The 22,680-nt window shown below is 65.6% G+C and carries 22 protein-coding genes; 8 read left to right on the forward strand and 14 right to left on the reverse strand.

What is annotated here, in order from left to right; genetic code table 11:
• Positions 1-11: 11 nt before the first annotated feature.
• The 4 genes from mnmC1 to ACW171_RS14805 all read right to left on the reverse strand — a co-directional run bounded on the left by mnmC1 (position 12) and on the right by ACW171_RS14805 (position 5,088).
• The gene (mnmC1, locus tag ACW171_RS14790) at positions 12-1,802 is read right to left on the reverse strand and encodes an FAD-dependent 5-carboxymethylaminomethyl-2-thiouridine(34) oxidoreductase MnmC1 (protein ID WP_492094286.1); all 1,791 of its coding nucleotides are present in this window, start codon (positions 1,800-1,802) and stop codon (positions 12-14) included.
• Positions 1,803-1,916: 114 nt separating this feature from the next.
• The gene (locus ACW171_RS14795) at positions 1,917-2,207 is read right to left on the reverse strand and encodes a hypothetical protein (protein ID WP_492094288.1); all 291 of its coding nucleotides are present in this window, start codon (positions 2,205-2,207) and stop codon (positions 1,917-1,919) included.
• A 146-nt stretch (positions 2,208-2,353) separates the two neighbouring features.
• Complete coding sequence (motA, locus tag ACW171_RS14800; protein WP_492094290.1) at positions 2,354-3,223, reverse strand: flagellar motor stator protein MotA; 870 nt, start codon at positions 3,221-3,223, stop codon at positions 2,354-2,356.
• Positions 3,224-3,288: 65 nt separating this feature from the next.
• Entirely contained in the window at positions 3,289-5,088 is a 1,800-nt protein-coding gene (locus tag ACW171_RS14805) for a long-chain-acyl-CoA synthetase (protein ID WP_492094291.1), read from the reverse strand.
• 371 nt (positions 5,089-5,459) lie between these two features.
• Here ACW171_RS14805 and ACW171_RS14810 point away from each other — a divergent pair, with 371 nt between their 5' ends.
• Positions 5,460-5,993 carry a hypothetical protein gene (locus ACW171_RS14810; RefSeq protein WP_492094293.1) on the forward strand — a complete coding sequence of 178 codons (534 nt, stop codon included), beginning with the start codon at positions 5,460-5,462 and terminating at the stop codon, positions 5,991-5,993.
• 56 nt (positions 5,994-6,049) lie between these two features.
• Here ACW171_RS14810 and ACW171_RS14815 read toward each other — a convergent pair whose 3' ends face one another.
• The 4 genes from ACW171_RS14815 to ACW171_RS14830 all read right to left on the reverse strand — a co-directional run bounded on the left by ACW171_RS14815 (position 6,050) and on the right by ACW171_RS14830 (position 10,844).
• Positions 6,050-7,369: a PQQ-dependent sugar dehydrogenase gene (locus tag ACW171_RS14815; protein ID WP_492094294.1), complete on the reverse strand. Its 1,320-nt coding sequence runs from the start codon at positions 7,367-7,369 to the stop codon at positions 6,050-6,052.
• A gap of 10 nt (positions 7,370-7,379) precedes the next feature.
• Positions 7,380-7,919: a lipocalin family protein gene (locus ACW171_RS14820; protein WP_492094296.1), complete on the reverse strand. Its 540-nt coding sequence runs from the start codon at positions 7,917-7,919 to the stop codon at positions 7,380-7,382.
• A 65-nt stretch (positions 7,920-7,984) separates the two neighbouring features.
• The gene (locus ACW171_RS14825; RefSeq protein WP_492094298.1) at positions 7,985-8,878 is read right to left on the reverse strand and encodes a DUF1206 domain-containing protein; all 894 of its coding nucleotides are present in this window, start codon (positions 8,876-8,878) and stop codon (positions 7,985-7,987) included.
• Between the two features lie 352 nt (positions 8,879-9,230).
• Positions 9,231-10,844 (reverse strand): NAD(P)/FAD-dependent oxidoreductase, encoded by a 1,614-nt coding sequence (locus tag ACW171_RS14830; RefSeq protein ID WP_492094300.1) that lies wholly within the window; start codon positions 10,842-10,844, stop codon positions 9,231-9,233.
• Between the two features lie 329 nt (positions 10,845-11,173).
• Between ACW171_RS14830 and ACW171_RS14835 the strand changes: the two genes are divergently transcribed.
• The 5 genes from ACW171_RS14835 to ACW171_RS14855 all read left to right on the forward strand — a co-directional run bounded on the left by ACW171_RS14835 (position 11,174) and on the right by ACW171_RS14855 (position 15,342).
• Positions 11,174-12,079: a hypothetical protein gene (locus ACW171_RS14835; protein ID WP_492094302.1), complete on the forward strand. Its 906-nt coding sequence runs from the start codon at positions 11,174-11,176 to the stop codon at positions 12,077-12,079.
• A gap of 252 nt (positions 12,080-12,331) precedes the next feature.
• A complete protein-coding gene (locus ACW171_RS14840; RefSeq protein ID WP_492094304.1) occupies positions 12,332-13,288 on the forward strand; it encodes an ABC transporter ATP-binding protein in 957 nt (318 codons plus the stop codon).
• Positions 13,285-14,052, forward strand: a complete 768-nt coding sequence (locus ACW171_RS14845; RefSeq protein ID WP_492094306.1) for an ABC transporter permease — start codon at positions 13,285-13,287, stop codon at positions 14,050-14,052. Before ACW171_RS14840 ends, ACW171_RS14845 begins: the two co-directional genes overlap by 4 nt.
• 12 nt (positions 14,053-14,064) lie before the next feature.
• Complete coding sequence (locus ACW171_RS14850) at positions 14,065-14,346, forward strand: DUF427 domain-containing protein (protein ID WP_492094308.1); 282 nt, start codon at positions 14,065-14,067, stop codon at positions 14,344-14,346.
• A 63-nt stretch (positions 14,347-14,409) separates the two neighbouring features.
• On the forward strand, positions 14,410-15,342 hold the full coding sequence (locus tag ACW171_RS14855; RefSeq protein WP_492094309.1) for a hypothetical protein: 933 nt from the start codon (positions 14,410-14,412) through the stop codon (positions 15,340-15,342).
• Positions 15,343-15,352: 10 nt separating this feature from the next.
• Here ACW171_RS14855 and ACW171_RS14860 read toward each other — a convergent pair whose 3' ends face one another.
• Entirely contained in the window at positions 15,353-15,760 is a 408-nt protein-coding gene (locus ACW171_RS14860; RefSeq protein ID WP_492094311.1) for a hypothetical protein, read from the reverse strand.
• A 136-nt stretch (positions 15,761-15,896) separates the two neighbouring features.
• Between ACW171_RS14860 and ACW171_RS14865 the strand changes: the two genes are divergently transcribed.
• Positions 15,897-16,571: a DsbA family oxidoreductase gene (locus ACW171_RS14865; protein WP_492094313.1), complete on the forward strand. Its 675-nt coding sequence runs from the start codon at positions 15,897-15,899 to the stop codon at positions 16,569-16,571.
• Between the two features lie 151 nt (positions 16,572-16,722).
• Here ACW171_RS14865 and ACW171_RS14870 read toward each other — a convergent pair whose 3' ends face one another.
• Positions 16,723-17,271, reverse strand: a complete 549-nt coding sequence (locus ACW171_RS14870) for a hypothetical protein (protein ID WP_492094315.1) — start codon at positions 17,269-17,271, stop codon at positions 16,723-16,725.
• Positions 17,272-17,513: 242 nt separating this feature from the next.
• Between ACW171_RS14870 and ACW171_RS14875 the strand changes: the two genes are divergently transcribed.
• Positions 17,514-17,837: a helix-turn-helix domain-containing protein gene (locus ACW171_RS14875; protein WP_492094317.1), complete on the forward strand. Its 324-nt coding sequence runs from the start codon at positions 17,514-17,516 to the stop codon at positions 17,835-17,837.
• 215 nt (positions 17,838-18,052) lie between these two features.
• On the opposite strand, the gene ACW171_RS14880 is transcribed toward ACW171_RS14875, so the two are convergent.
• From ACW171_RS14880 to uvrB, 4 genes are all read right to left on the reverse strand, one after another.
• Entirely contained in the window at positions 18,053-18,841 is a 789-nt protein-coding gene (locus ACW171_RS14880) for a DpnI domain-containing protein (protein ID WP_492094319.1), read from the reverse strand.
• Between the two features lie 26 nt (positions 18,842-18,867).
• Positions 18,868-19,392, reverse strand: coding sequence for a hypothetical protein (locus ACW171_RS14885; RefSeq protein ID WP_492094321.1), 525 nt, complete (start codon positions 19,390-19,392; stop codon positions 18,868-18,870).
• Positions 19,389-20,309 (reverse strand): hypothetical protein, encoded by a 921-nt coding sequence (locus ACW171_RS14890; RefSeq protein WP_492094323.1) that lies wholly within the window; start codon positions 20,307-20,309, stop codon positions 19,389-19,391. The genes ACW171_RS14885 and ACW171_RS14890 overlap by 4 nt, the downstream gene beginning before the upstream one ends.
• 95 nt (positions 20,310-20,404) lie before the next feature.
• Positions 20,405-22,627 (reverse strand): excinuclease ABC subunit UvrB, encoded by a 2,223-nt coding sequence (gene uvrB, locus ACW171_RS14895; RefSeq protein WP_492096646.1) that lies wholly within the window; start codon positions 22,625-22,627, stop codon positions 20,405-20,407.
• Positions 22,628-22,680: the final 53 nt, after the last annotated feature.

Raw genomic sequence — 22,680 nt, forward strand, 5'->3', positions numbered from 1 at the left:
GTCCTCCCACCTCACGTCGGGCGCAAGGCCGCTCGCGAGGGCGTGATCCGCGCGTCCACATCGGCGGGGAGGGGAGAGGGCTGGTCGGCGATCAGGGCCGCCACATGCTCACCCAGCAGGGGCGCGAGGCAGAACCCGCGCGACCCAAGCCCGCCGACCACGAACAATCCCGGCCTGTCATGCGGGGCGCCGGCGATGGGCAGGCGGTCGCGCGTCGTGGCCCGCGTCGCCGCGCGCGAGCGGACAGCCCCCGGCTCGACCCCGGCCGCGAGGCGCGGCAGGCGGGCCGTCAGCGCTGTCAGGTTTCTAACCGTGTCGCCGGCCCGAACCTCCGTGCCGAGATCGCCCCGGTCGTGGGTGGCCCCGAACAGGAAACCGCTCCCGGTCGGCGCGACATAGCCTCCCCAGGCGACGGCTGCGGCCGAGGTATGGGTCTCGACCCATTCGGCCTGGCCCCGCACGGGCGACAACGACAGTTCCGGCGCGAGGGCCGCATTGCCTGCCCCGGCGCATAGGACGACCGTGTCCGCCTCGGCCAGGACGGCCCCGTGCGCGTCCAGCACCCGCCAGCCGTCTTCGTGCTGCTCCAGACTCGCCGCCTCGACGGGCGGCGCGGCATCCGCCCCTAGCCAAGCCGAGAGGACGACGTTCGGCGACACGACGAAGGCGGGGCGCATCGACAGGCCTGGCCCATCTACGGGCTCCCCGACAATCTGGGAGGCCTCGGCCGTGTCCGTGCGGGTGATCGCGCCTTCGTCCCAGATCGGCTGTTCGGCGATCCTTCCGAACCGTCCGGCGTCCCGGTCCGTCCCGGCCAACTGAAGAACGCCCCGTGACAGAACCGCGCCCGGCAGGGGGCTGTAGAGGGCATCGGCACGCTCCAGCGCCTGAGCGAACAGACCGGCGACGGCGGCGTCGCCGAGATCGAAGCGCGGTGTCACCAAGGCGGCAGGAAATCCGGATGCACCCGATCCTTGACCCGTCGCCTCGATCACGATCGGAGCGAGCCCTGCCGCCCTGAGGGCGCGGGCCGTGGCCGCGCCTGCGATTCCTGCGCCGATCACGATTACGGAGGGGGACGCTTGAACGATCGAATTCCCGGCACCGCGCGCTTCCAGCCGTTCACGCTTCCTGCCATGCCCCGGCCGTTTCTCGACCAAAAAGCCGCGCTCGGCCAGCCCGCGCCGGACAACCCCTGCCACGGTGAAGGTGGCGACCCGCGCGTCGGGCGCGGACCGGGCGACAATGTGGTCGAAGATGGCTTCGGACCACATGTCCGGGTTCACTGAAGGCGCGAAGCCGTCCAGGAACCACGCATCAGCCTGCCCCATCCATTGGCTCAGCGCCCACTCCGCTTCGCCGACCGCGAGGTCCAGAACGGCATGAAACTCCGGCAGGTCGATGCGATGGAAACCCGGCGTCGCGGCGGGCCAGCGGTCGATAAGGGCCGACGCCGCCTCGTGGATCTCGGACCAGGCGGACAGAGCGCGTCGGGCCTCGTGGCGGGCCAGTGGATAGTTTTCGATGGAAAAGATGTGCAGCCGCCCGTTCTCGGGTCGGTGTTCTCGCCACAGGTCGAGCAGTGCGGCGATGTTCAGCCCGCTGCCGAAGCCGAGCTCGGCGACCGTGAAAGTCTTTCGACCGTTCCACGCCTGGGGCAGGTCGCAGCCCTGGAGAAAGACTGCGCGGGTCTCGGCCAGACCGTCCTCGGCGGAGAAATAGACATCGCCATATCGCCCTGAACGCGGCTCTCCCGCCTCCGTCCAGATCAGTTGCGGATCGCGGTCGTCGGTGTCTCTCATCGCCGCTTCCATACCCAAGGCCGCGCATCGCGGGCACGAAAAAAGGGACCGCCCGAAGGCGATCCCTTTCCGTCAAGCGAAGCGAACTCCGCTCGAATCCAGGTCCGTCAGGACTCAGTGGGCACCGGGGGCCTTTTCGGCGGCCGGGGCCATGGCGGCGTCAGCGGCTGGGGCCGGGGCCATCGCGCCTTCGGCCGGAGCCATGGCGGCAGCCGAGGCGGCTTCGCCGGCGGCGGCGGCGGCGTCGGTTGCGGCGGCGTCGGCGGTCGCAGCAGCGTCCGTGGCGGTTTCGGCGGCGGCAGCGGCGTCGGCCGAAGCGTCAGCGGCCTTGTCTTCGGCGGCGGGTTGGCAGGCGGCCAGGGCCAGAGCGGCGGCCGAAGCGGCGATCAGGGCAACGATGCGCATGGGTTATCCTCCTATAGGGTTTTTGAGAGAGACATTCAGACCTCTCCATCGGGGAGATAACGGGATCGTGAGTCCATCCGCAAGCGAAATCTCACGGCTTCGTGATCGTCCGTGTTCGGCGAACGAGGCTTCCCGTGAAGGTCCGATCAGGACTCGACGGGGTTGGCAGCCAGGTGTTCTTCCATCTCCGCGAAGGAGGGTTGGGCGCTCGAAGGGATGTCGCCACGACCGATTTCGACCGAGATCTGGGCGGCGTTGCCGTGCAGGTGCGCGACCAGGACCGACTGGATGATCTTGTAGAAGGCGCCGTCCCCGTCGATGATGCCGGTGAGGCGTGTCGCCAGGGGGCCGACGAGCCCGTAGGCCAGGAACACGCCGAGGAAGGTGCCGACAAGGGCCCCGCCGATCATGCCGCCGAGCACTTCCGGCGGTTCGGTGATGGCGGCCATGGTCTTGATGACCCCGAGAACGGCCGCGACGATGCCGAGGGCAGGCAAGGCGTCCGCCATGTTCTGAAGGGCGTGTGCGGGATCCAGCGCCTCGTGGTGATGTTTCTCGAGTTGCTTCTCCATGGCGTCCTCGATCTGGTGAGGATCCTCCAGGTTCATCGTCATCATCCTGAGGGTGTCGCAGATGAAGTCGATCGCGAAGTGGTCCTTCATGACCTTCGGATACTTCTGGAAAATCGACGACTCGCCAGGTTTCTCGATATGGCTTTCCAAGGCGATGACGCCCTTGGACTTCATGGTCTTGGTCAGGGCAAAGAGAAGGCTCAGCAGGTCCTTGTAGTCCTGCTTCTTCCATTTGGGGCCGGCGAAGACGCGGCCGAAGCCCCCCGCCACACCCTTCAGGGTCGACGGTGCATTCGAGATCAGCAGAGCCGCGACCGCAGCGCCGCCGATCATCATCATCTCGTAGGGCAGGGAGTGAAGGATCACCCCCATCTTGCCGCCTGCGATCGTGTAGCCGCCGAACACCATGGCGAACAGCACGACGATGCCGATAATCTGAAACATGAGTGGTCCGACGTCCCCGAGAGAGACGCCGAATATCGCTGTTAATGATTAACCGCTGCTTGCGATCAGAGGCGGGTGTTGCCGCTCTGAATGGCCGCGAACCCCTCGGGCGTCAGCTTGGTATAGCCGGACTTGCCGCCTCGGACGAAGACCTGACCATCGACCTTGGCGGGATCGAAGCCTTCGGCGACCAGATCCACCTTGCGGTACTTGAAGGTCCCGGTCGTCTCCAGCGTCTTGGCCAGACGCACGAACACCGGCCGGGCGTAATGTGGCAGCTGCTCGTCGGCGTAGGCAGCGAAATCCTTGGCTGAGAACCGTCCGTCGGCGACCAGGGTGACCATGCCCGCCTTACCCTCGGCGCCCGGCACCGGGACGCCGTAGGCGATGACTTCCTTCACGCCGGGCGCATCGGCCAGCCGTTGCTCGACTTCGGCGGTGGAGACGTTCTCGCCCTTCCAGCGGAAGGTGTCGCCGATACGGTCGATGAAGTAGAAATAGCCCTCGCTGTCCTGACGCATCAGGTCGCCGGTCCGGAACCAGCGGTCGCCGCGCTGGAAGACGTCGGTCAGAATCTTTTTCTCGGATGCGGCCTTGTCGGCGTAGCCGGAGAAGTCGTGGCGGATGTCGTCGCCGATCTTGCCGATGGCTTCGCCGATCTCGCCTGACGAGGCTTCCATCACCAGACCGTTGGCATTCCGCACCGGTTCTTCGGTATCGACGTCAAAAGCCGCGAGGCGGATGTTGATCTGCTTCTTGAGGAACTTCGGCACCCGGCCGATGGCCCCCTGTTTGCCGTCGAAGTTGAACAGCGAGACGTTGCCTTCGGTGGAGCCGTAGAACTCCAGGATCTGCGGGATGGCGAAGCGGGACTGGAAATCAGGCCACACATCGGGACGCAGGCCGTTGCCAAAGGCCAGCCGGATCTTGTGCCCGCGCTCTCCCTCCTGCTCGGGGCAGTTCACCAGGTAACGGCACAGCTCGCCGATGTAGACGAACATGGTGGCCCCGGACGCGTTCACGTCGTTCCAGAAGCTGGAGGCCGAGAATTTGCGCCTCAGGATAAGACGGCCTCCGTTCAGCAGGGCCGGGCCCACACCGACCAGACCTCCGGTCGAGTGATACAGCGGCAGCACGTTGAAGATCCGGTCTGTCGGCGTCGATTCCGTGCAGCCCGCGAAGGCGCGCATATAGGTCCGGGCTCGCGCGTGATGGATGCGCGCCGCTTTGGGCATGCCGGTCGTACCGGAGGTGTAGATATAGAGGGCCGTGTCGCGGTTGGTGATGCCATCGCGGATGGCGCGGTTCGGGCGCACCGACGACCCGCTGCGCACCGCATTGTCGAGGCCGCGACGTTCCGAGACTTCGTCGGCGTCCTTCAGGCCCAGGACCCACAGCATCATGGTGCGAGTGACGAAGGGCCGCGCCTCCTCGCACTTTTGCCAGGTATCCTCGTCGGCCACCACGACGGCCACGCCGGCGATATTCAAGCAGTGTGCCAGAGCCTGACCCGTCAGGTTGGTATTGATCAGGGCGGTCGGAATGCCCGCCTTGCAGAAGCCCATCCATGCCGCGATGTATTCGGCGCGGTTGGTCATCACCAGGCCGATGACGTCGGTCCGCCTCAGGTTCCGGCTGCGCGCCCAGTGGGCATAGCGGTTCGCCATGCCGTCCAGGTCGCGATAGGTCAGCGAGCGGTGCTCGTCCTCCAGCGCGATATTGTCGGAGAACTTGTCGACCGCCTCTTCGAAGTCGTCGCAGACCAGGACATCGCTATCCAGGGCGATCGGCTTGATGCGCTGCAGCAGCCGACGGAGACCGGCCGCGAACTTCAGATCGCGTCGGATGTTGGCCGCCAAACCCATGGTCGCAGTCGCTCCGTATGCAGGCCTAAGTCAGACGGTGATGAACAACCGGCGGGACGGGGTCAACCGGCAGGAGAATCGGTAACGTCGGTATCCGCCGTTTCCGCCTGGCCGTGGCGCCGTTGCGTCGGCGCCGCAGGGGAAAGCTGAACGGCGACAGCCTGTCCGGGGCAGCCTCGGTCGACGCGATCCTTTGTTCCAGGTTTGAGTTGAATGGAGGTCTCTACCCAGATCGGCCAAGATTCGGTCGCGTTCAGCATCGATCGCGGCTGGTTTGTGTCGCGAACGGTGTTTCTTGAAGGCGTGAATGCTGTTTCGGAACCGTGGTCGGCGAAGGCTGTTGTTAAGGTCTAACTTCTGGAGGAACACAGATGACTGTGACCTATACCGACGACGCGATGCGTAACACTTCGGTGGAAGCCGAGACCTTTGTTCCGCGCTATGCCCAGACCAAGCGCTCGAAGAAGGGCCCCAAGACGTGGATGATCCTCGCACCGATCGGCGCGCTCGCCCTGATCGGCGGGGGAGCCGCCATGATGTTCGGTGCGCCGGCCGAGACTCAGCCGCTGGCCGAGCCTGCGCCAATCGCACCCGTGGCGCAGCAGCTCCAAGCTGCCCCCGCCCCGCTGGAAAGCTCGGTCGCTGATGCCGCACTGACGCCGTCGACGTCCGCCGCCACTCCGGCCCCGGTGTTTCGTGAAGTCGCCCCGGCTCCGGTCGTCCAGCGTCGCGCCGCTCCGGTCGAACGCCGTGCCGAACCGTCGCCGGCCGTCACGCCTCGCGAGGAGGTCTCGCCCGAGCCGACCGGCCCGCGCCCCTACACGGCCTCGCCTTCGATGAGCGCGGCCCCGGCTCCGGCCGTCACGCCGCCGGCACCGTCGATCCAGACGGCTCCGCTCAACTAGGAGCGATCACGACTGAAGAGCCCCCGGTTCGCGCCGGGGCTTTTTGCTGTCGGCGGTCAGCCCGTCGGAGAGACCCGCCAGATGACGTTGCCCACGTCATCGGCGACCAGCAGCCCACCTCTCTGATCGACCTGTACCCCGACCGGACGCCCCATCGCGTCGCTCTCGTCATTCAGGAACCCGGTCAGGAAGTCCTGCGGCGCGCCGGATGGAACGCCGTCGGAGAAGGGCACGAAGACGACCTTGTATCCGGTCTTCGGCTCGCGGTTCCAGGACCCATGCTGGCCCACGAAGGCGCCGTGCCGGTAGGCGGCCGGGAAGGCGCTCCCCTGATAGAAGGTCAGGCCCAGGGAAGCGGTGTGCGCCCCCAGCGCGTAGTCGGGTGCGATGGCCGAGGCGACCTTCGCCGGATCCTGCGGCTTCACCCGCGCATCCACCGTCTGGCCGTAATAGCTCCAAGGCCAGCCGTAGAAGCCGCCGTCTCTGACCGAAGTCATATAGTCGGGCACCAGGTCGTTGCCGAGCTCGTCACGCTCGTTCACCGCGACCCACAACGCCTGGCTGTCAGGCTGCCACGCCATGCCGACCGGATTGCGGAGGCCCGAGGCGAAAATCCGTTGCGCTCCCGTGGCGATGTCGATCTCGTGGATAGCGGCGCGGCCTTCTTCCTCATCCATGCCGTTCTCGCCGATGTTCGAGTTCGATCCGACGCCGACATAGAGTTTCGTCCCGTCCGCCGAAGCGACGAGACTCTTGGTCCAGTGGTGGTTACGTCCCGCAGGAAGGTCGGCGATCTTCGTTGCGGGGGCTGTGATCTGCGTCTGGCCCGCCTGATAAGGGAAGGCGACGACCGCGTCGGCATTGGCCAAGAATAGCCGATCCCCGACGAGGGCCATGCCGAACGGCGACCTCAGGTTCTCCAGGAACGCCGTCTTGGTCTCTGCAACCCCGTCTCCGTCCACATCGCGCAGCAGGGTGATGCGGTTCGGGCTCGGCGGCGCCGCGCCCGCTCGCTTCATCACCAGTCCCATGACCCAGCCGCGAATGCCGCCGGACTCGCCTTCGGGCTTGGGCGGCGCATTGGTCTCGGCCACCAGGATGTCGCCGTTCGGCAGGCGATAGAGCCAGCGAGGATGATCCAGCCCGGTGGCGAAGGCTTGCACTCGGAACCCCTGCGGCGCCGTCGGCATGACGCCCTCCGGCCAGCCCACCGCCGGGGCGATGTTTACCGTCGGCAGGAAGGCGTTCCGGTGCGGCGTCACCAGCGTCGGGTCGGCGCCGTAGGTCGCCCCATCGGGCGCGAGGGGGCCGCTGCCGCAGGCGGCGACCGTCAGGGCGGCGGTCGAGACCGCGAGCAGGGCGAAGCCGTTCTTCATCGTGGCGTCCTCAGAAGGCCGGGAATTCGAGCCGGGTCACATCATAGCCCAGGGCGCGCGCCCGCTCGACAAGGGCGGCGCGTTCGGCATCGCTGGGAACTTCGCGCGTGTAGATCCACAGCTTCTCGAACTTCGGATCGGCCGAGATGAACCAGCTGTAGTCCTCGGCGTGGTCCAGCACCCAGTACTCCCAGGTGATCAGACCGCCCAGATACCGCGCCCGGAGCTTGGCGTTGAAGCCGGGATCGAGGATCGTGCCGGCCGCCCCGATGGCCTTCTCCGACCCCTGCGGCGTGTCTCGCTGACAGGTGTCGCGCACGCCGATCCGTGTCGGCGACTGGATGACGTAGGTGGTCGCCCCCGCCACGCAACCGTCGGTCAGGCTCATGGGCAGGCGGGCGATCTCCAGCCAGCGGCCGGTATAGAACCTTTCCAGATCGACGGCGCGAGCGGGCTGGGGCGCGCGCACCTGATCGGCGGGGATGGAGGTGGCGCAACCGCTTACGCCGACGAGGGCAACGGCGGCCAGGATCAGGGCTCGGATCGACATCAGCTTCTCTCGCGCAGAATGGAAAACCACAGATACGGCGCCGGTTCCTGTCTTGGACGCGCTGACTACCCCGCCGACAATTCTTTCGGCACCCGGATCCGCCTGAACCGCGCCTCGACGAAGGCATAGGCCCCGAACGCGATCAGCCCGCATGCCGTCAGCCCCAGCATCAGGGCGCCGCCCGGCTGCTGCTCCAGCGCCTCCAGCGCCGTGCCGAACGTCTCGACCCGCGACGACTGAGCCCGATACCCCGCCAGGGTCACGAACAACGCCAGCGGCAGATAGGCCAGCCCCCGCGCCACATAGCCGACCCGCGCCAGCGGCAGTACCCACCGGCATACCGTCTTCGAACAGACCAGGTTCCCCGCGAAATCGTTGACGAAGCCCATGACGACATTGCCGATCCCGACCCCGGCAATGATCAGACCGATGATCATCAGCGCCGCGCCGCCGAACGGCAGCCCCAGCAGGATCGACGCCTTCTCCTGATTTTCAGCCAGTTGCTCCGCGCCCATGTTCGGCCCGACCTCGTCCAGCAGCTCGAACACTCCGGACGCCAGCACCGCATAGGCCAGCCCGCTGGCCGCCTGCGCCGCCCTCAAGACCCAGCCCTTCAGGTCCGAGCCCTCATGATCGACGTCGAACACCGCCTGCAACACGCGCCAGCCGACGAAGGCCCACAGGCCCGCTCCGATCAGGATCAGCCACAGCCGCCCGAACGGCTGCTGGGCCAGCACATAGAGAACCCCATGCGGATCCACGGCCTGACCTCGCATGTCGATGGCCGAGGCGAGCATCAGGATGCCGACCGACAGATAGACGAAGCCGTTCGCCGCGAACCCGAACCGCGACGAGGCCTCCAGCGCGTCATGCAGACGCGGGAAGCTGTCGCGCCAGGTGCGGCGCCTGCGGAAGCGATCGATTAGTCTTTCTGCAAAGGCGGGCAGGGCGGCGGACATGGCGTCTCGAACAAGCGGAGCCGTTCAACGCCGGAGGTGTTCGATGGCTCCCGGGCTGCAACCACTGCGCGGACTTACCGAGTTAATCCTGTCGCTTCTTCGCGAAAATGCGCACGCCTAGCAGGGTCGCCCCGGCGAGAACGGCGATGATGAGCAAGTCGGGAATTACACCAAACATGGCCAATCCACTGAAGTTCACAGGCGAGTGAGGCGACTGAAGCGCAACGAATGCGGGCTGGCAACATAATAGTTCATCCTTGACGCGAGTCGCGCCTCGAATCCCAGTCTGTTGATAGCTTGGACCACTCATTGACCTTATGCCGACCCGAGATGCGGACCCTAGGATGCCCGCTTAACCCGCCCCATCCCCCACCATCGACCGCGCCACGGCCTCCGCCACCTTGATCCCGTCGACGGCGGCCGAGAGGATGCCGCCCGCGTAGCCGGCGCCCTCGCCGGCCGGGAACAGGCCGCGCACGTTCAGGCTCTGGAAGTCGGCGCCGCGGGTCATGCGGATCGGCGACGAACTGCGCGTCTCCACCCCCGTCAGCACCGCCTGGGCGTCGTCATAGCGGGCGATCTTGCGGCCGAAGACGGGCAGGGCCTCGCGCATGGCCGCGATCACATAGTCGGGCATCAGCGGCGCCAGGTCGGTCGGGCGCACGCCCGGCTTGTAGCTGGGCTCGACCTCTCCGAGCTCGGTCGAGGGGCGGCCCGCGAGGAAGTCGCCGACCAGTTGTCCGGGCGCGAAATAGTCGCCGCCGCCGGCCACATAGGCGCGGCTCTCAAGATCGCGTTGCAGCTCCAGGCCCGCCAGCGGGTGGTCGCTCGGATAGTCCTCTGGCGAGATGCCGACCACGAAGCCGGAGTTGGCGTTCCGCTCGTTGCGCGAATACTGGCTCATGCCGTTGGTGACGACGCGGCCGGGCTCGCTGGTCGCCGCCACCACCGTCCCGCCGGGGCACATGCAGAAGCTGTAGACTGTCCGCCCGTTGGAACAGTGATGCGACAGCGTATAGGCCGCCGCCCCCAGGTCCGGGTGTCCGGCGCAGGGACCGAACATCGCCCGGTCGATCCACGACTGCGGATGCTCGATGCGAAAGCCGATCGAGAACGGCTTGGCTTCGATGTGCACGCCGCGCTCGTAAAGTGTCTGGAAGGTGTCGCGCGACGAGTGGCCGATGGCGAGCACCACATGGTCGGCCTCCAGCACCTCGCCGGTGTGCAGGCGCACACCCCGGATCGTGCCCTTGTCCAGTTCGATGTCCGTGACCCGATGCTCGAACCGGTACTCGCCGCCCAAGGCCTCGATCTTCTTGCGCATCGACTCGACCATGGTCACGAGCCGGAAGGTGCCGATATGCGGGTGCGCTTCGGTCAGGATCTCCTCCGGCGCCCCCGCCTCGACGAACTCATGCAGCACTTTGCGGGCCAGGAAGCGCGGATCCTTGATCTGGCTGTAGAGCTTGCCGTCGGAGAAGGTGCCCGCCCCGCCCTCGCCGTACTGCACGTTGGATTCCGGATGGAGCTTGCCCTTGCGCCACAGTTCCCAGGTGTCCTTGGTCCGTTCCCGCACCACCTTGCCGCGGTCCAGGATGATCGGCTTGAACCCCATCTCGGCCAGGATAAGCCCGACGAACAGGCCGCACGGTCCGGCCCCGATCACGACCGGCCGCAGACCTTGGCTTTTCGGCGCGACGGCGACATGCCGATAGGCGACGTCCGGCGTCGGCTTCACGTGCGGGTCGTCCGCGAACCGCGCCAGAACCGCCGCCTCGTCCCGCACTTCGACGTCGAGAATATAGACCTTCAGGATCGCCGACTTCTTGCGCGCATCATGCGCCCGCTTCCACACCGACCAGGACTTCAGGTCATGCGGCGGCACACCCAGACGCGCGGCGATAGCGGAGGGCAGGGCCTCCGGCGCATGGTCGAGAGGCAGTTTGAGTTCGGACAGTCGCAACATCGGCGGCCTTGTAGCCGCTCGGGCCGTCAAAGGCATGTGGAAGATGGTCGGCGTTGTCTCGGTGTGAGCTCAAGGTCCGCGTTCACCGGTGACGCCCATCACCTCACTCTGATCTCCACAGCGTCCGCGATAGCAAAAGGCAGGGCAAGGATCAGGGATGTGGTCGTCCGTGCCGTCATTGATCGGGCGGCCCATCGCTGGCGGTCGTTAGGCGGCTTGTTCCGGCCAGTCTAGCAGACCGCCAGCAAAATTCGGCCAGCGATCACCCTCTGGGCGAATGACAGGCGGGATCGGTCACTCTAGGGTTGCGAGGCCTAGGGAGTTTTGCCGTGTCCATCGCCCTTCTCGCCGCTCTGGTCCTGGGACTCTCTCAAGAGACGCCCGCACAGGAAGACGCCACCGCACTGCCCGATGTCACAGTGTCTGGAGCACGACCGACTGTCAGCCAGACTCGGCGGTTCGTCGATGAAATCAGCACCACGCCGCTCCACGCACTCACCTTGGCGCGATGGACGACACCGATCTGCATCAGCGCCGTCAACCTTCGGCCGGACATGGCGGCGACTATCGTCGCCCGGATCGAGGACCGGGCTCGGTCGATCGGGGTTCAGGTCCGATCGGCGGGCTGTTCGCCGAACATCACGATCATCGCGACGTCCGACGGGCGCTTTACGGCGAGCGAACTGGTCGGTGCCTACCGTGATCGTTTCATGGCCTCGTCTGGCCCGACCCAGGGGGACGAGCGCGATCTGCGTCGCTTCGTGGAGACTGAGGCGCCCGTCCGCTGGTGGACCATTTCGGCCCTCACCGATGATAATACAGGCCGGACGCTCGTGCCGATCTGGGGAGCGCCGGCATCCGTCTCCACGGTCCACGGCATGAACTTCTTTGGCCAGGACAGACGCGAAGCGCTTGTGACCATCCTGGTCATTCTGGATCTGTCTAGGACGGGTGCCGTCAGTCCCGCTGTGATCGGAGACTACCTCTCCATGGCTGTGCTGACCCCGCTGGACCCGGAGGCGCGGGCAGGCGGATATCCATCGATCCTCGGCATGTGGGACGGTGGTCCTGAAGTGACAGGCCTGTCGCCTTGGGACCGGGCCTATCTCACCGCCCTGTACGAAGCAGGGGTGCGTCTCAGCGGAACCACCCTCCAGGTCCGCTCCCTGTTTCAGCTCAACGAGATGGCGCGGATCATGGCTCGCGAACTGGCGGAGGAGGAGCCTGCTCCCTGAAGGTTCGGTCGATGAACCCGGTCGATCGGCCAATCAGCCGGGTGCAGCGAGCCGAGGCCTTCCTCGCCTTCTCGAAGAGCTGCCGCCAAACCAGAATTTCCAGCTCCACCCTTGGCCGACATCGACTGAATCCGCTGAATGGCTCGAAATGTCAGCAGGTGAGGACGTGTTTTCTCCCAGAGCCTTGAGCCGCGACCGAACGTCGCCATATTGCGGCCACGGCGCCTCGGCCGCTTTCTGGAGACGCGCCGAATGCCGGTGATCGACATCAAGGGCCTGAGCAAGACCTACGCCTCCGGGCTGCAGGCGCTGAAGCCCATCGACCTCCAGATCGGCAAGGGCGAGATCTTCGCCCTGCTGGGTCCGAATGGGGCGGGCAAGACCACGATGATCTCCATCATCTGCGGGATCGTCACGCCATCCACCGGCACGGTCACCGCCGACGGCCACGACATCCAGAAGGACTACCGCCAGGCGCGGATGAAGATCGGCCTGGTGCCCCAGGAACTGACGACCGACGCCTTCGAGACGGTGCTGGCCACGGTGACCCTGAGCCGAGGTCTGTTCGGCAAGGCCCCGAACCCGGCCTACATCGAACAGGTCCTGAAGGACCTCAGCCTGTGGGACAAGAAGGACGCCAAGATCATGACCCTGTCCGGCGGCATGAAGCGCCGGGTCATGATCGCCAAGGCCCTGAGCCACGAGCCCGACATCCTGTTCCTCGACGAACCCACCGCCGGCGTGGACGTCGAGCTGCGTCGCGACATGTGGAACCTGGTCCGTCGCCTGCGCGAGAGCGGCGTCACCATCATCCTGACCACCCACTATATCGAGGAGGCCGAGGAGATGGCCGATCGGGTCGGCGTCATCCTCAAGGGCGAACTGATCCTGGTGCAGGACAAGACCGAGCTGATGAAGAAGCTGGGCAAGAAGACCCTGACGCTGAACCTGCAGGACCCGCTTGAGACCCTGCCGCCCGGGCTGGCCGAGTGGGACCTCACCCTGCGCGCCGAGGGCAACGAGCTGGAATTCGTGTTCGATTCCAATGCCGACAAGACCGGCGTGCCGTCCCTGCTGCGTCGCCTGTCCGAGCTCGGCATCGCCTTCAAGGACCTCAACACCCGCCAGAGCTCGCTGGAGGATATCTTCGTCAGCCTGGTCCACCGCGAGCCGCCGCAGGATATCCGCGTCGAAGGAGCTTCCGCATGACCTTCAACGGATACGGCGTCTGGGCCATCTACAGGTTCGAGATGGCGCGAGCCCTGCGCACCCTGTGGCAGTCGATCGTCACCCCGGTGATCACGACCGCCCTCTATTTCGTTGTCTTCGGCTCGGCCATCGGGTCGCGCATGACCGAGATCGACGGCGTCCCCTACGGCGCCTTCATCGTGCCCGGTCTGATCATGCTGAGCCTGTTCACCCAGTCGATCTTCAACGCCTCGTTCGGCATCTACTTCCCCAAATTCACCGGCACCATCTACGAGCTGTTGTCGGCCCCCGTGTCGCCGTTCGAGATCGTCCTGGCCTATGTCGGGGCGGCGGCGACCAAGTCGGCGATCCTGGGCCTCATCATTCTGGCCACAGCGGCCCTGTTCGTGCCGCTTCAGATCCTGCACCCGTTCTGGATGCTGGCCATCCTGGTGCTGATCGCCACGACCTTCAGCCTGTTCGGCTTCATCATCGGCATCTGGGCTCAGAGCTTCGAGCAGCTGAACTTCATCCCCATGCTGGTGGTGACGCCCCTGACCTTCCTCGGCGGCTCCTTCTATTCGATCCACATGCTGCCCGAGCCCTGGCGGACGATCACTCACTTCAACCCGGTGGTCTATCTGATCTCGGGCTTTCGCTGGAGCTTCTACGGCACGGGCGACGTTCCGATCGTCTGGAGCCTGGTCGCCACGGTCGGCTTCCTGCTCGTGTGCCTCGGCGTCATCGGCTGGATGTTCAAGACCGGCTACCGTTTGAAGACCTGACGGAGAGGATACATGAAAACGGCAACCTGGAACGGCGCGGTCATCGCCCGGTCGGACGAAACGGTGGTGGTCGAGGGCAACCACTATTTCCCGCGTGACGCGGTCGATCCGGCCTTGCTGAAGCCCTCGACGACCACCTCGGTCTGCCCATGGAAGGGCACGGCCTCCTACTATTCGCTGGTCGTGGACGGGAAGGAGAACCCGGACGCGGTCTGGTTCTACCCCGATCCCAAGTCGGCTGCGGCGGAGATCGCGGACCGCCTCGCCTTCTGGAAGGGCGTCGAGGTTCGATGATGATACGGGTGTCCACGAGCCTGTTGTTGGACGCATCCCTCGTTCGCCGCTAAGACCCGTCGCATGTCATCCGAGACCCCAAAAGGCCCGCCCGCAGACCGCCTGACCGAGCCGTTCACGCGCGGCAAGATCACGTGGGGACGTCCGCCCCAGGCGGTCTTTCAGGTCGGCCCCCTGCCGCGCGCCGCAGCCGCCCCGCCCGTGACGCCGCCTCCCGCGCGCGCGACTGGCGCGAGCATTCTCAGCGGCTCCATGGTTCCGCCGGCCAGGCCCGCTTCGGCGCCGGCGCCACAGCCAGAGTTCGATGGGCCCGAGTTCGAGCCGGTGGTGGAGCCGGAGGTCCTCGCCCCGTCGCCGGAGCCGGAACCGGCCGTCGTGGAGCCCGCACCCGTCGCCGCTGCGCCTGAGATCGTCGTCGAGCACGAGACGCCCGAGCCTGTCGTCACCGTCCCGCCCCCGCTCTCGAGCGAAGCCCGGCCCGCCGCCGAGCCGCGCAAGCTGCCGTCGGTGGTCGTGACCCCGGCCATCTACGCCACCGTCGGCGCCGCCATCGAGAAGGTGACGAAGAAGGATCGCTGGCTGGTCGTGGCCGCCGTCGCTGCGATCGTGGTCACGGGTGGCTTCATCTGGCTCGCCACCCTCCCGGCGCCCCAGCCGGTCGACGACGCCGCAGGCCCTGCCCTGGTCGCCGAAGCGCCGCTGGTCGAGGAGACGCCCCCGGTGGAGGCGCCCACGCCGGCCCGCGCCGCGCCCGCCGAGAGCGCCCCGACTTCCGTCGCCCCCGCCACGGCCGCCCCCGCTCCAACCGCCCCGGCCCGGCCCGCTCGGACGCGCCCGACGCCCGCCGCACCCATCGTGGTCACGCCGCCGGCCGAGACCGCGCCTCAGCCCTCTATCGAGATCGCGCCCCTGGTCGTCGATCCGCCGACCCCGGCCGAGCCTGCGCCGACGAACCCGGACGCGCCCGTCTCGACCGCGCCCCAACCCTTGAACTAAGGGCCTTGAACTAGGCCTTCGGCTCCAGCGCGCGGTAGGGCAGGTAGCCCCGCTCGACCATCCGGCGCAGGCCTTCATAGGCCTCCGACAGTTCCTCATAGGCCATCCGCAGGGCGCCCAACTTCTGGGCCTCGGTCGCGCCAATGGAGCCGCCGGCCTCGGCCAGCCTCAGCGCCTCGGCGATCCAGCGCGCCCGCGCCGTCGCCGCCGCCACCGCCAGCCTCTGGAAGGCCGCCGGCTCGGTGTGGTTGGCGCCCAGCCCCAGGACCTGTGGGATCACCTCCCGGTTCGAGAGGAAGGCGGTGTAGTCGATCTGTTCCAGATGGCCGCGCAGCTTACGCTGTTCCTGCGGATCGCTGTCCGAGGGCTCGAAATGGTCCCGGCTGCGGCGGCTGCTGGACGTCATGATGCTGGACATGGTCGTCTCCCTATCCAGGGAGCCTGCGCCCGACCGGTTAACCCCCGGTTTGCAAGCCTGGCCGCACTGGCGCCGCCGTCCCGGCCTCCCATATGCAACATGAACCGTTACGGAGCCCCCGCCCATGACCCATGCCATGACCAAGCCCCTCCACATCGACTTCGTCTCCGACGTCGTCTGCCCCTGGTGCGTCGTCGGTCTCGGCGGCCTGGAGACGGCGCTCGACACGCTCAAGTCCGAGGGCATCACCGCCGAGATCGCCTTCCAGCCGTTCGAGCTCAACCCCGGCATGGCGCCCGAGGGCGAGAACGTCACCGAGCACATCGCCGCCAAATACGGCTCCACCCCCGAACAGTCGGCGGCCAACCGCGCCATGATCACCGCCCGCGCCGCCGAGGCCTGGCCCGGCTTCGAGATGAGGATGGGCGCCGACAGCCGCATCTGGAACACCTTCGACGCCCACCGCCTGCTGGCCTGGGCCGGGGAGAAGGGGCCGGAGCCGCAGAAGGCGCTCAAGGCGGCCCTGTTCCGCACCCACTTCACCGACGGCAAGCCCCTGGCCGACGCCGGCGTCCTGACCCAGGCCGCCGAGGCCGCCGGTCTCGACCGCGCCGAGGCCGCCGAAATCCTCGCCTCGGGCCGCTACGCCGCCGAGGTCCGCGCCGAACAGGCCCTGTGGCGCAGCCGCGGCATCAACTCGGTCCCCGCCGTGGTGGTCGAGGGCAAATACCTGATCTCCGGCGGCCAGCCGGCGGCCGTGTTCGAAGACGCCCTGCGCAAGATCGCCGCCGAACAGACGGCGGCGGCGTAACTCCCTCTCCCGGTGGGAGAGGGCTTGAGCGCACGACGGCTTGCCGTCGTTCTTGCGCGAAAGGGTGAGGGCCGTGCTTCACCGGTGAGGCACGATCCTCATCCGTCTCGCTTCGCTCGCCACCTTCTCCCAACGGGAGAAGGACGGAGTTCTACGGCCACCCCTCCATCACCCCGTCCGGCAACCCGATCTCCTCGCGCCACGTCCCGGCGTGCAGCTTCATCATCAGATCATCCAGCACCCACTGCGGCTTCAGCCGCCCGTCCTCGTCCCAGAAGGCCTCGCCCCACGGATGGGCCCTGGCCCGCTCCCGATCCAGCGCCGCGACCTCGGGCCCCAGGGTCTCGGCCCTCTGCCGATAGATGAAGCCGACGTGCCACAGCGGCGCATCCCCGATCGGCCCGCCCTGCAAAACCCTGACGAGGTCCGTCGCCAGCTCCCGCGTCCTGGCCAGGTCGTCCTCGAACGCCTGTCGCTTGCGCGAGGCGAACACGCCCCAGCCCTCGGCCGGCTCGACCGGTCCCAGACGCGGATCTGGCCGTTTCCAGCCCTCCGCCTCGCGCCGCTTCCACAGGGCCGGCACCCCGACGTCATAGCGTTTCGCCACCGACCGCGCCGTCTCCCCATCCTCCCACGCCTTGCGCACCTCGGCCCAGACGGCCTCGGGACGGATCTTGCGGCGGGTGGGGGCGTCGGTCATGGGGAGGAGGCTAGCGCGCGGATGCGCCGAAATCGGACGTAGGCCCGGCCGCGCCCCACCTTCCTTTCGTCATCCTCCGGCGAGCGCAGCGAGACCGGGGGACCCAGCGGCGCGCGAGAGCGCGAACCTGTCACGCATCGAGTGGGCTGAACCATTCGCCTTCGCTTCGCTACGGCGCCGCTGCGTCCCCCGGTCTGCGCCGCGAAGGCGCGGCTTGCCGGAGGATGACGAAAGAGGAGGTAGTGGATCATTTGTGGTACGCTGCGCTCATGGCGCCCACGACGTTCCGCGACCTGTCGCACTTCTCCACCCTCGACGACTTCCTCGACGAGGAGAGCATCCGCGAGGAGGTGACGCTGCGCGCGGTCAAGAGCGTGATCGCCCTTCAGCTCCAGCAGGCGATGGCCGACCAGAAGATCACCCGCGCGGCCATGGCCGCGCAGATGGACACCAGCCGGGCGCAGCTGAACCGCGTCCTCGACCCGAACGCCTCCAATGTGACGCTGGACACCCTGAGCCGCGCGGCGCGGGTGCTGGGGCATTCGTTGAAGGTGGAGTTGGTTTAGGCTGCACCTCCCCCTTTCGTCATCCCCCGGCGAGCGCAGCGAGACCGGGGGACGCAGCCGCGCGCGAGAGCGCGAACCTGTCACGCATCGTGTGGGCTGAACCATTTCGCCTTCGCTTCGCTACGGCGCCGCTGCGTCCCCCGGTCTGCGCCGCGAAGGCGCGGCTTGCCGGAGGATGACGAAAGAAGAAAAACCATCTCCCACCGGGAGAGGAGTCACGCCCGCCGATACGTTCCCCGCCCGCTGAACTCCAGCCACCCCATGTCCCGCAGCACCTGAAGCTGCTGCCTGATCTTCGGCCGCACATTGTTGTTGCCCGGATAGGTCGCCGCCAACCGCGCCTCGAACCCATAGACCTCGGCCAGGGTGAACTCCGGCCGTCCGATGTCCTCGACGCACTTCATCACATCGAGCAGCCAGCCCCGCGCGGTCGGCGCGGCGTCACGCAGAAACAGCGTCGCCCGCCACTGATCGAGCACCGCCGCCTTCGCCACATGCGCCCCGGCCCGGATCAGCGGAATACGCCCCGCCAGCGGAACCTGACCGATCAGGATGTTGCACCCCTGCCAGCCCGCGCGACGCGCCGTCATCGACAACGGCTTGCGCGGCTCGATGATCGCTTCGGTGAAGAAGTGGCTCGGCACGACGATCAGGTCGGTGACGCGGGTGCGGGCCTTGTCATAGCCCATGACCATCAGGCTGGGATTGTTCGCCGCCGCCAGCCGCGCCTTCATCGCGCCCCAGGCGCCGTTGACCAGTTTGGCGTCGGTGCGGCCCTTGGTGGCCTTGAGTTCGTATTCCTCGGCGCAGACCCCGCAATGAAAGTCGGCCACCGGCGAGTTGGCCGCGAAGGCGGTCAGGGGCGTCGCGCCGCAGCTCGGACAGAAGGCGTTGGCGGCGACCCAGCCCTCGCTCAGGACGCGGGCGTTCTGGGTCGGCCCCTTGAAGACCGCCGCCTCTTCGGCGAAGCCGAGATTGCTCCAAGGTTCATGGTCTTCGGCCACAGAGCGCTTTTGGTTTCGATCACGATCTATACTGTACTATATTCCTTGCTGAACAGGATGTGACTTCGCTTGATTGTCATAAGAAGAGTAGTCAAGAAATGAAAAAGAGTTGCAGAAAAAAATCCTACTGCTACGGGCGTATTGTTCTTGAAAACAAAAAAACAAAAGAACTCTACAAGAGCTACGCAGCAAAAAAGTGTCAGATAGGACAAGTTAGAATTTAGTTCAGCTAAAAGGTGCTTTCTTTCCTCTGTTCTATCGTTGAAGCGGGCAAGAGTTTTCGCATCTGTAGGAAGTGACCAACGGCGCTGAAATATAGAAAATATAGCAACCTGAACATTCAGTAGTAGAGCAATAAATATACCGAAAAATGTGATCGTGACATTATATACATCTCGATCTAAAGGAAGCTTTGAGACGTAAGCTAGAACTCCGGCCCCTACCGGTATGAACAGGAAAACCAAGAGATCGGAAAATGGCATCCGTCCCGTGTTGTGGTCTACCAGGGTTTTGACGTGATCCGAAACGATCTGCCTGACATCAATTTTCATGGCTCGTCGCCAATACGCTCGTTGAGGTCAATCATGATAAGGTCGGACTGTTCGGCGATGGAATCGAAGGTGGGATGACCATTCGCCCCCTTCACGACAGATTCGGTCACATCGATAGCTCCGGTATCGGAGGTGGGGCCAAAAATGCCAACAGGTCGAGTTTGCTTCCCGACCAGGACTGAGGCGATCGCCTCATCAAACTCTCGTCCATCGACCACCACAACGCCTGCGTCGTTTGGTGCGAAATCGTTAGTTATGTCGCCCAAAAAGCCAAGTATACCGCCTCTCTGGGCCTTATAACTCATTTCAAAATTGACCGCTTTCACTTCCCCATTTTGTGAGTACGCGCTAAATCTGTCGCTAAAAACTTTCGTCTTTATAAAAGTTAGCTTCTTAACTGGTGCATTCGCATAGAGCGAATGAGGAGAGTCTGTCGCTATCAGCTTTCGAAATCTCAGGATGTAGTCCGGGTTAGCAATCTCAAACGCTCTAGACATGGCTTGGAGAACTAATGATACGCAGCTCCTGCCTTGGAAAGACTGAAAGGAGAAGATGTGTCTCGTAATTTCCGGAGTTTGCCAAAACTCAAAAAATAATGGAACTTCCTCTACGTCGTTGATTTTCCGCTCGTAACTAACTTTCTTGGTTTTTGCACCACGAAGAGTACTCTCAAAGCCGAAGGTGCCGTAATGTATATGGCCTCGTATGCTACTATCTGAGTCCGACTCATATTCTTCGAAATACCAGCTTCTTTCTGTCTCTTCATCGTCCACGGCTTCTCCGTGGCTCTCGACGAAAGCTCTCAGAAAATCGTGAACGGGGACGCGCAATTCGGATGGATCACAAGGCTCAGATCCGCGCTGATGGCGTTGATGCGCCGTCGCTTTATAGAACCGCAATCCAATTGCTGACGCCATACCAATCTCCCGACTCGCCACAACCATAGCTTCGGTTTGCGAACTGGCAAACGTGGGTGTCTCGGCGCGGGATTAAGTTGTCACCCGATCTACCCCTACAGCCGTCCCTTCCTGAACCGCTCCTGCGCCTCCGCCTGCGCCTCCTTCCGCCACCGCTTCGGCGCTGAGGCGTCCACGTCCTGCCCGTCCCCGGTCAGGATCTCGTTGGCGAACTCCAGGTCGAGCAGTTTCAGCTTCTTGATCTCGTCGCGCAGGCGGCCGGCCTCCTCGAACTCGAGGTTGCTGGCGGCCTCGCGCATCCTGCCTTCCATGTCGCGCAGGGTGGCCTGGAAGTTGTTGCCGAGGAACGGGCGGCTCTCCTCCTTGACGCCCGTGGGGATCAGGACGCGGTCCTTCTCGTAGGGGCTGGCCAGGATTTCCTTGATGTCGCGCTTGACGCTCTCGGGCGTAATGCCGTGTTCGGTGTTGTAGGCGGTCTGGCGTTCGCGGCGGCGCTCGGTCTCGGCCATGGCGCGCTCCATCGAGCCGGTGACGCGGTCGGCGTAGAGGATGACGCGGCCATCGACGTTGCGGGCCGCGCGGCCGATGGTCTGGATCAGCGAGGTCTCGGAGCGCAGGAAGCCCTCCTTGTCCGCGTCGAGGATGGCGACCAGGCCGCACTCTGGGATGTCGAGCCCCTCGCGCAGCAGGTTGATGCCGATCAGGACGTCGAACGTGCCCAGGCGCAGGTCGCGGATGATCTCGATCCGCTCCATCGTGTCGACGTCGGAGTGCATGTAGCGGACGCGGACGCCCTGTTCGTGCATGTATTCGGTCAGGTCCTCGGCCATCTTCTTGGTCAGGACGGTGACCAGGGAGCGGTAGCCCTGGCGGGCGACCTGTTTGACCTCGTCGATGACGTCGTCGACCTGGTTGCGGGTCTGGCCGGAGACCGGGCGGATCTCGACCGGGGGGTCGATCAGGCCGGTCGGGCGGATGACCTGTTCGACGAAGACGCCGCCCGTCTGTTCCATCTCCCAGGTCTGGGGCGTGGCCGAGACGTGGATGGTCTGGGGCCGCATCGCCTCCCATTCGTCGAACTTGAGCGGGCGGTTGTCGATGCAGGAGGGCAGGCGGAAGCCGTATTCCGCCAGGGTCGACTTGCGGCGGTAGTCGCCCCGGAACATGCCGTTGATCTGGCCGATGGTGACGTGGCTCTCGTCAACGAACAACAGGGCGTTGTCGGGGATGTATTCGAAGAAGGTCGGCGGCGGCTCGCCCGGGGCGCGGCCGGTCAGCCAGCGGCTGTAGTTCTCGATGCCGGCGCAGGAGCCGGTGGCCTCCATCATCTCCAGGTCGAAGCGGACCCGCTGTTCCAGCCGCTGGGCCTCCAGCAGCTTGCCGTTCTCGACCATCCAGTCGAGCGTCTCCTTCAGCTCCGCCCGGATGCCGCCGAGCGCCTGGTTCAGGGTCGGGCGGGGGGTGACGTAGTGGGAGGCGGCGTAGACGGTGATCTCCTGCAGGTCGGCGGTCTTCTTGCCGGTCAGGGGGTCGAACTCCTGGATGGATTCGATCTCGTCGCCGAACAGGGAGACGCGCCAGGCCCGATCCTCCTGGTGCACCGGGAAGATCTCGACGGTGTCGCCGCGTTTGCGGAACATGCCCCGCTCGAAATGGACGTCGTTGCGCTTGTACTGCAGGGCGATGAGGTCGGCCCGCAGCTTGGACTCGTCGATCTGATCCCCGATCTTCAGATCGAAGGTCATGGCCGTATAGGTCTCCACCGACCCGATGCCGTAGATGCAGCTGACGCTGGCCACCACGATGACGTCGTCCCGCTCCAGGATCGACCGCGTCGCCGAGTGCCGCATCCGGTCGATCTGCTCGTTTATGCTCGAGTCCTTCTCGATGTAGGTATCGGTCCGGGGGACGTAGGCTTCGGGCTGGTAGTAGTCGTAGTAGCTGACGAAATACTCGACCGCGTTGTCGGGGAAAAAGCTTTTGAACTCGGAATAGAGTTGGGCGGCGAGGGTCTTGTTGGGGGCCAGGATCAGGGCCGGCCGCTGGGTCTGTTCGATGACCTTGGCCATGGTGAAGGTCTTGCCGGAGCCGGTGACGCCCAGCAGCACCTGGTCCCGGTCGCCGGCCTCGGCCTGGGCCACCAGTTCGGCGATGGCGGTCGGCTGGTCGCCGGCAGGGGTGTAGCTGGTCTCGAGTCGGAACTTGCCGCCCTTCTTCTTGCCCTCGTGCGAGGGGCGGTGAGGGACCCAGTCGTCGGGCTTGCCGGGGGCCTCCTCGGGGACCAGGCGCGGGCCGGTGACCGGGGCGAACATCGGCATGTTCTGCATGGCTTTGGGCAGCGGGGTCTTGTCGTCACGAATGAAGGCCGACG

It is taken from the genome of Brevundimonas sp. FV1ye28 (assembly GCF_058681135.1).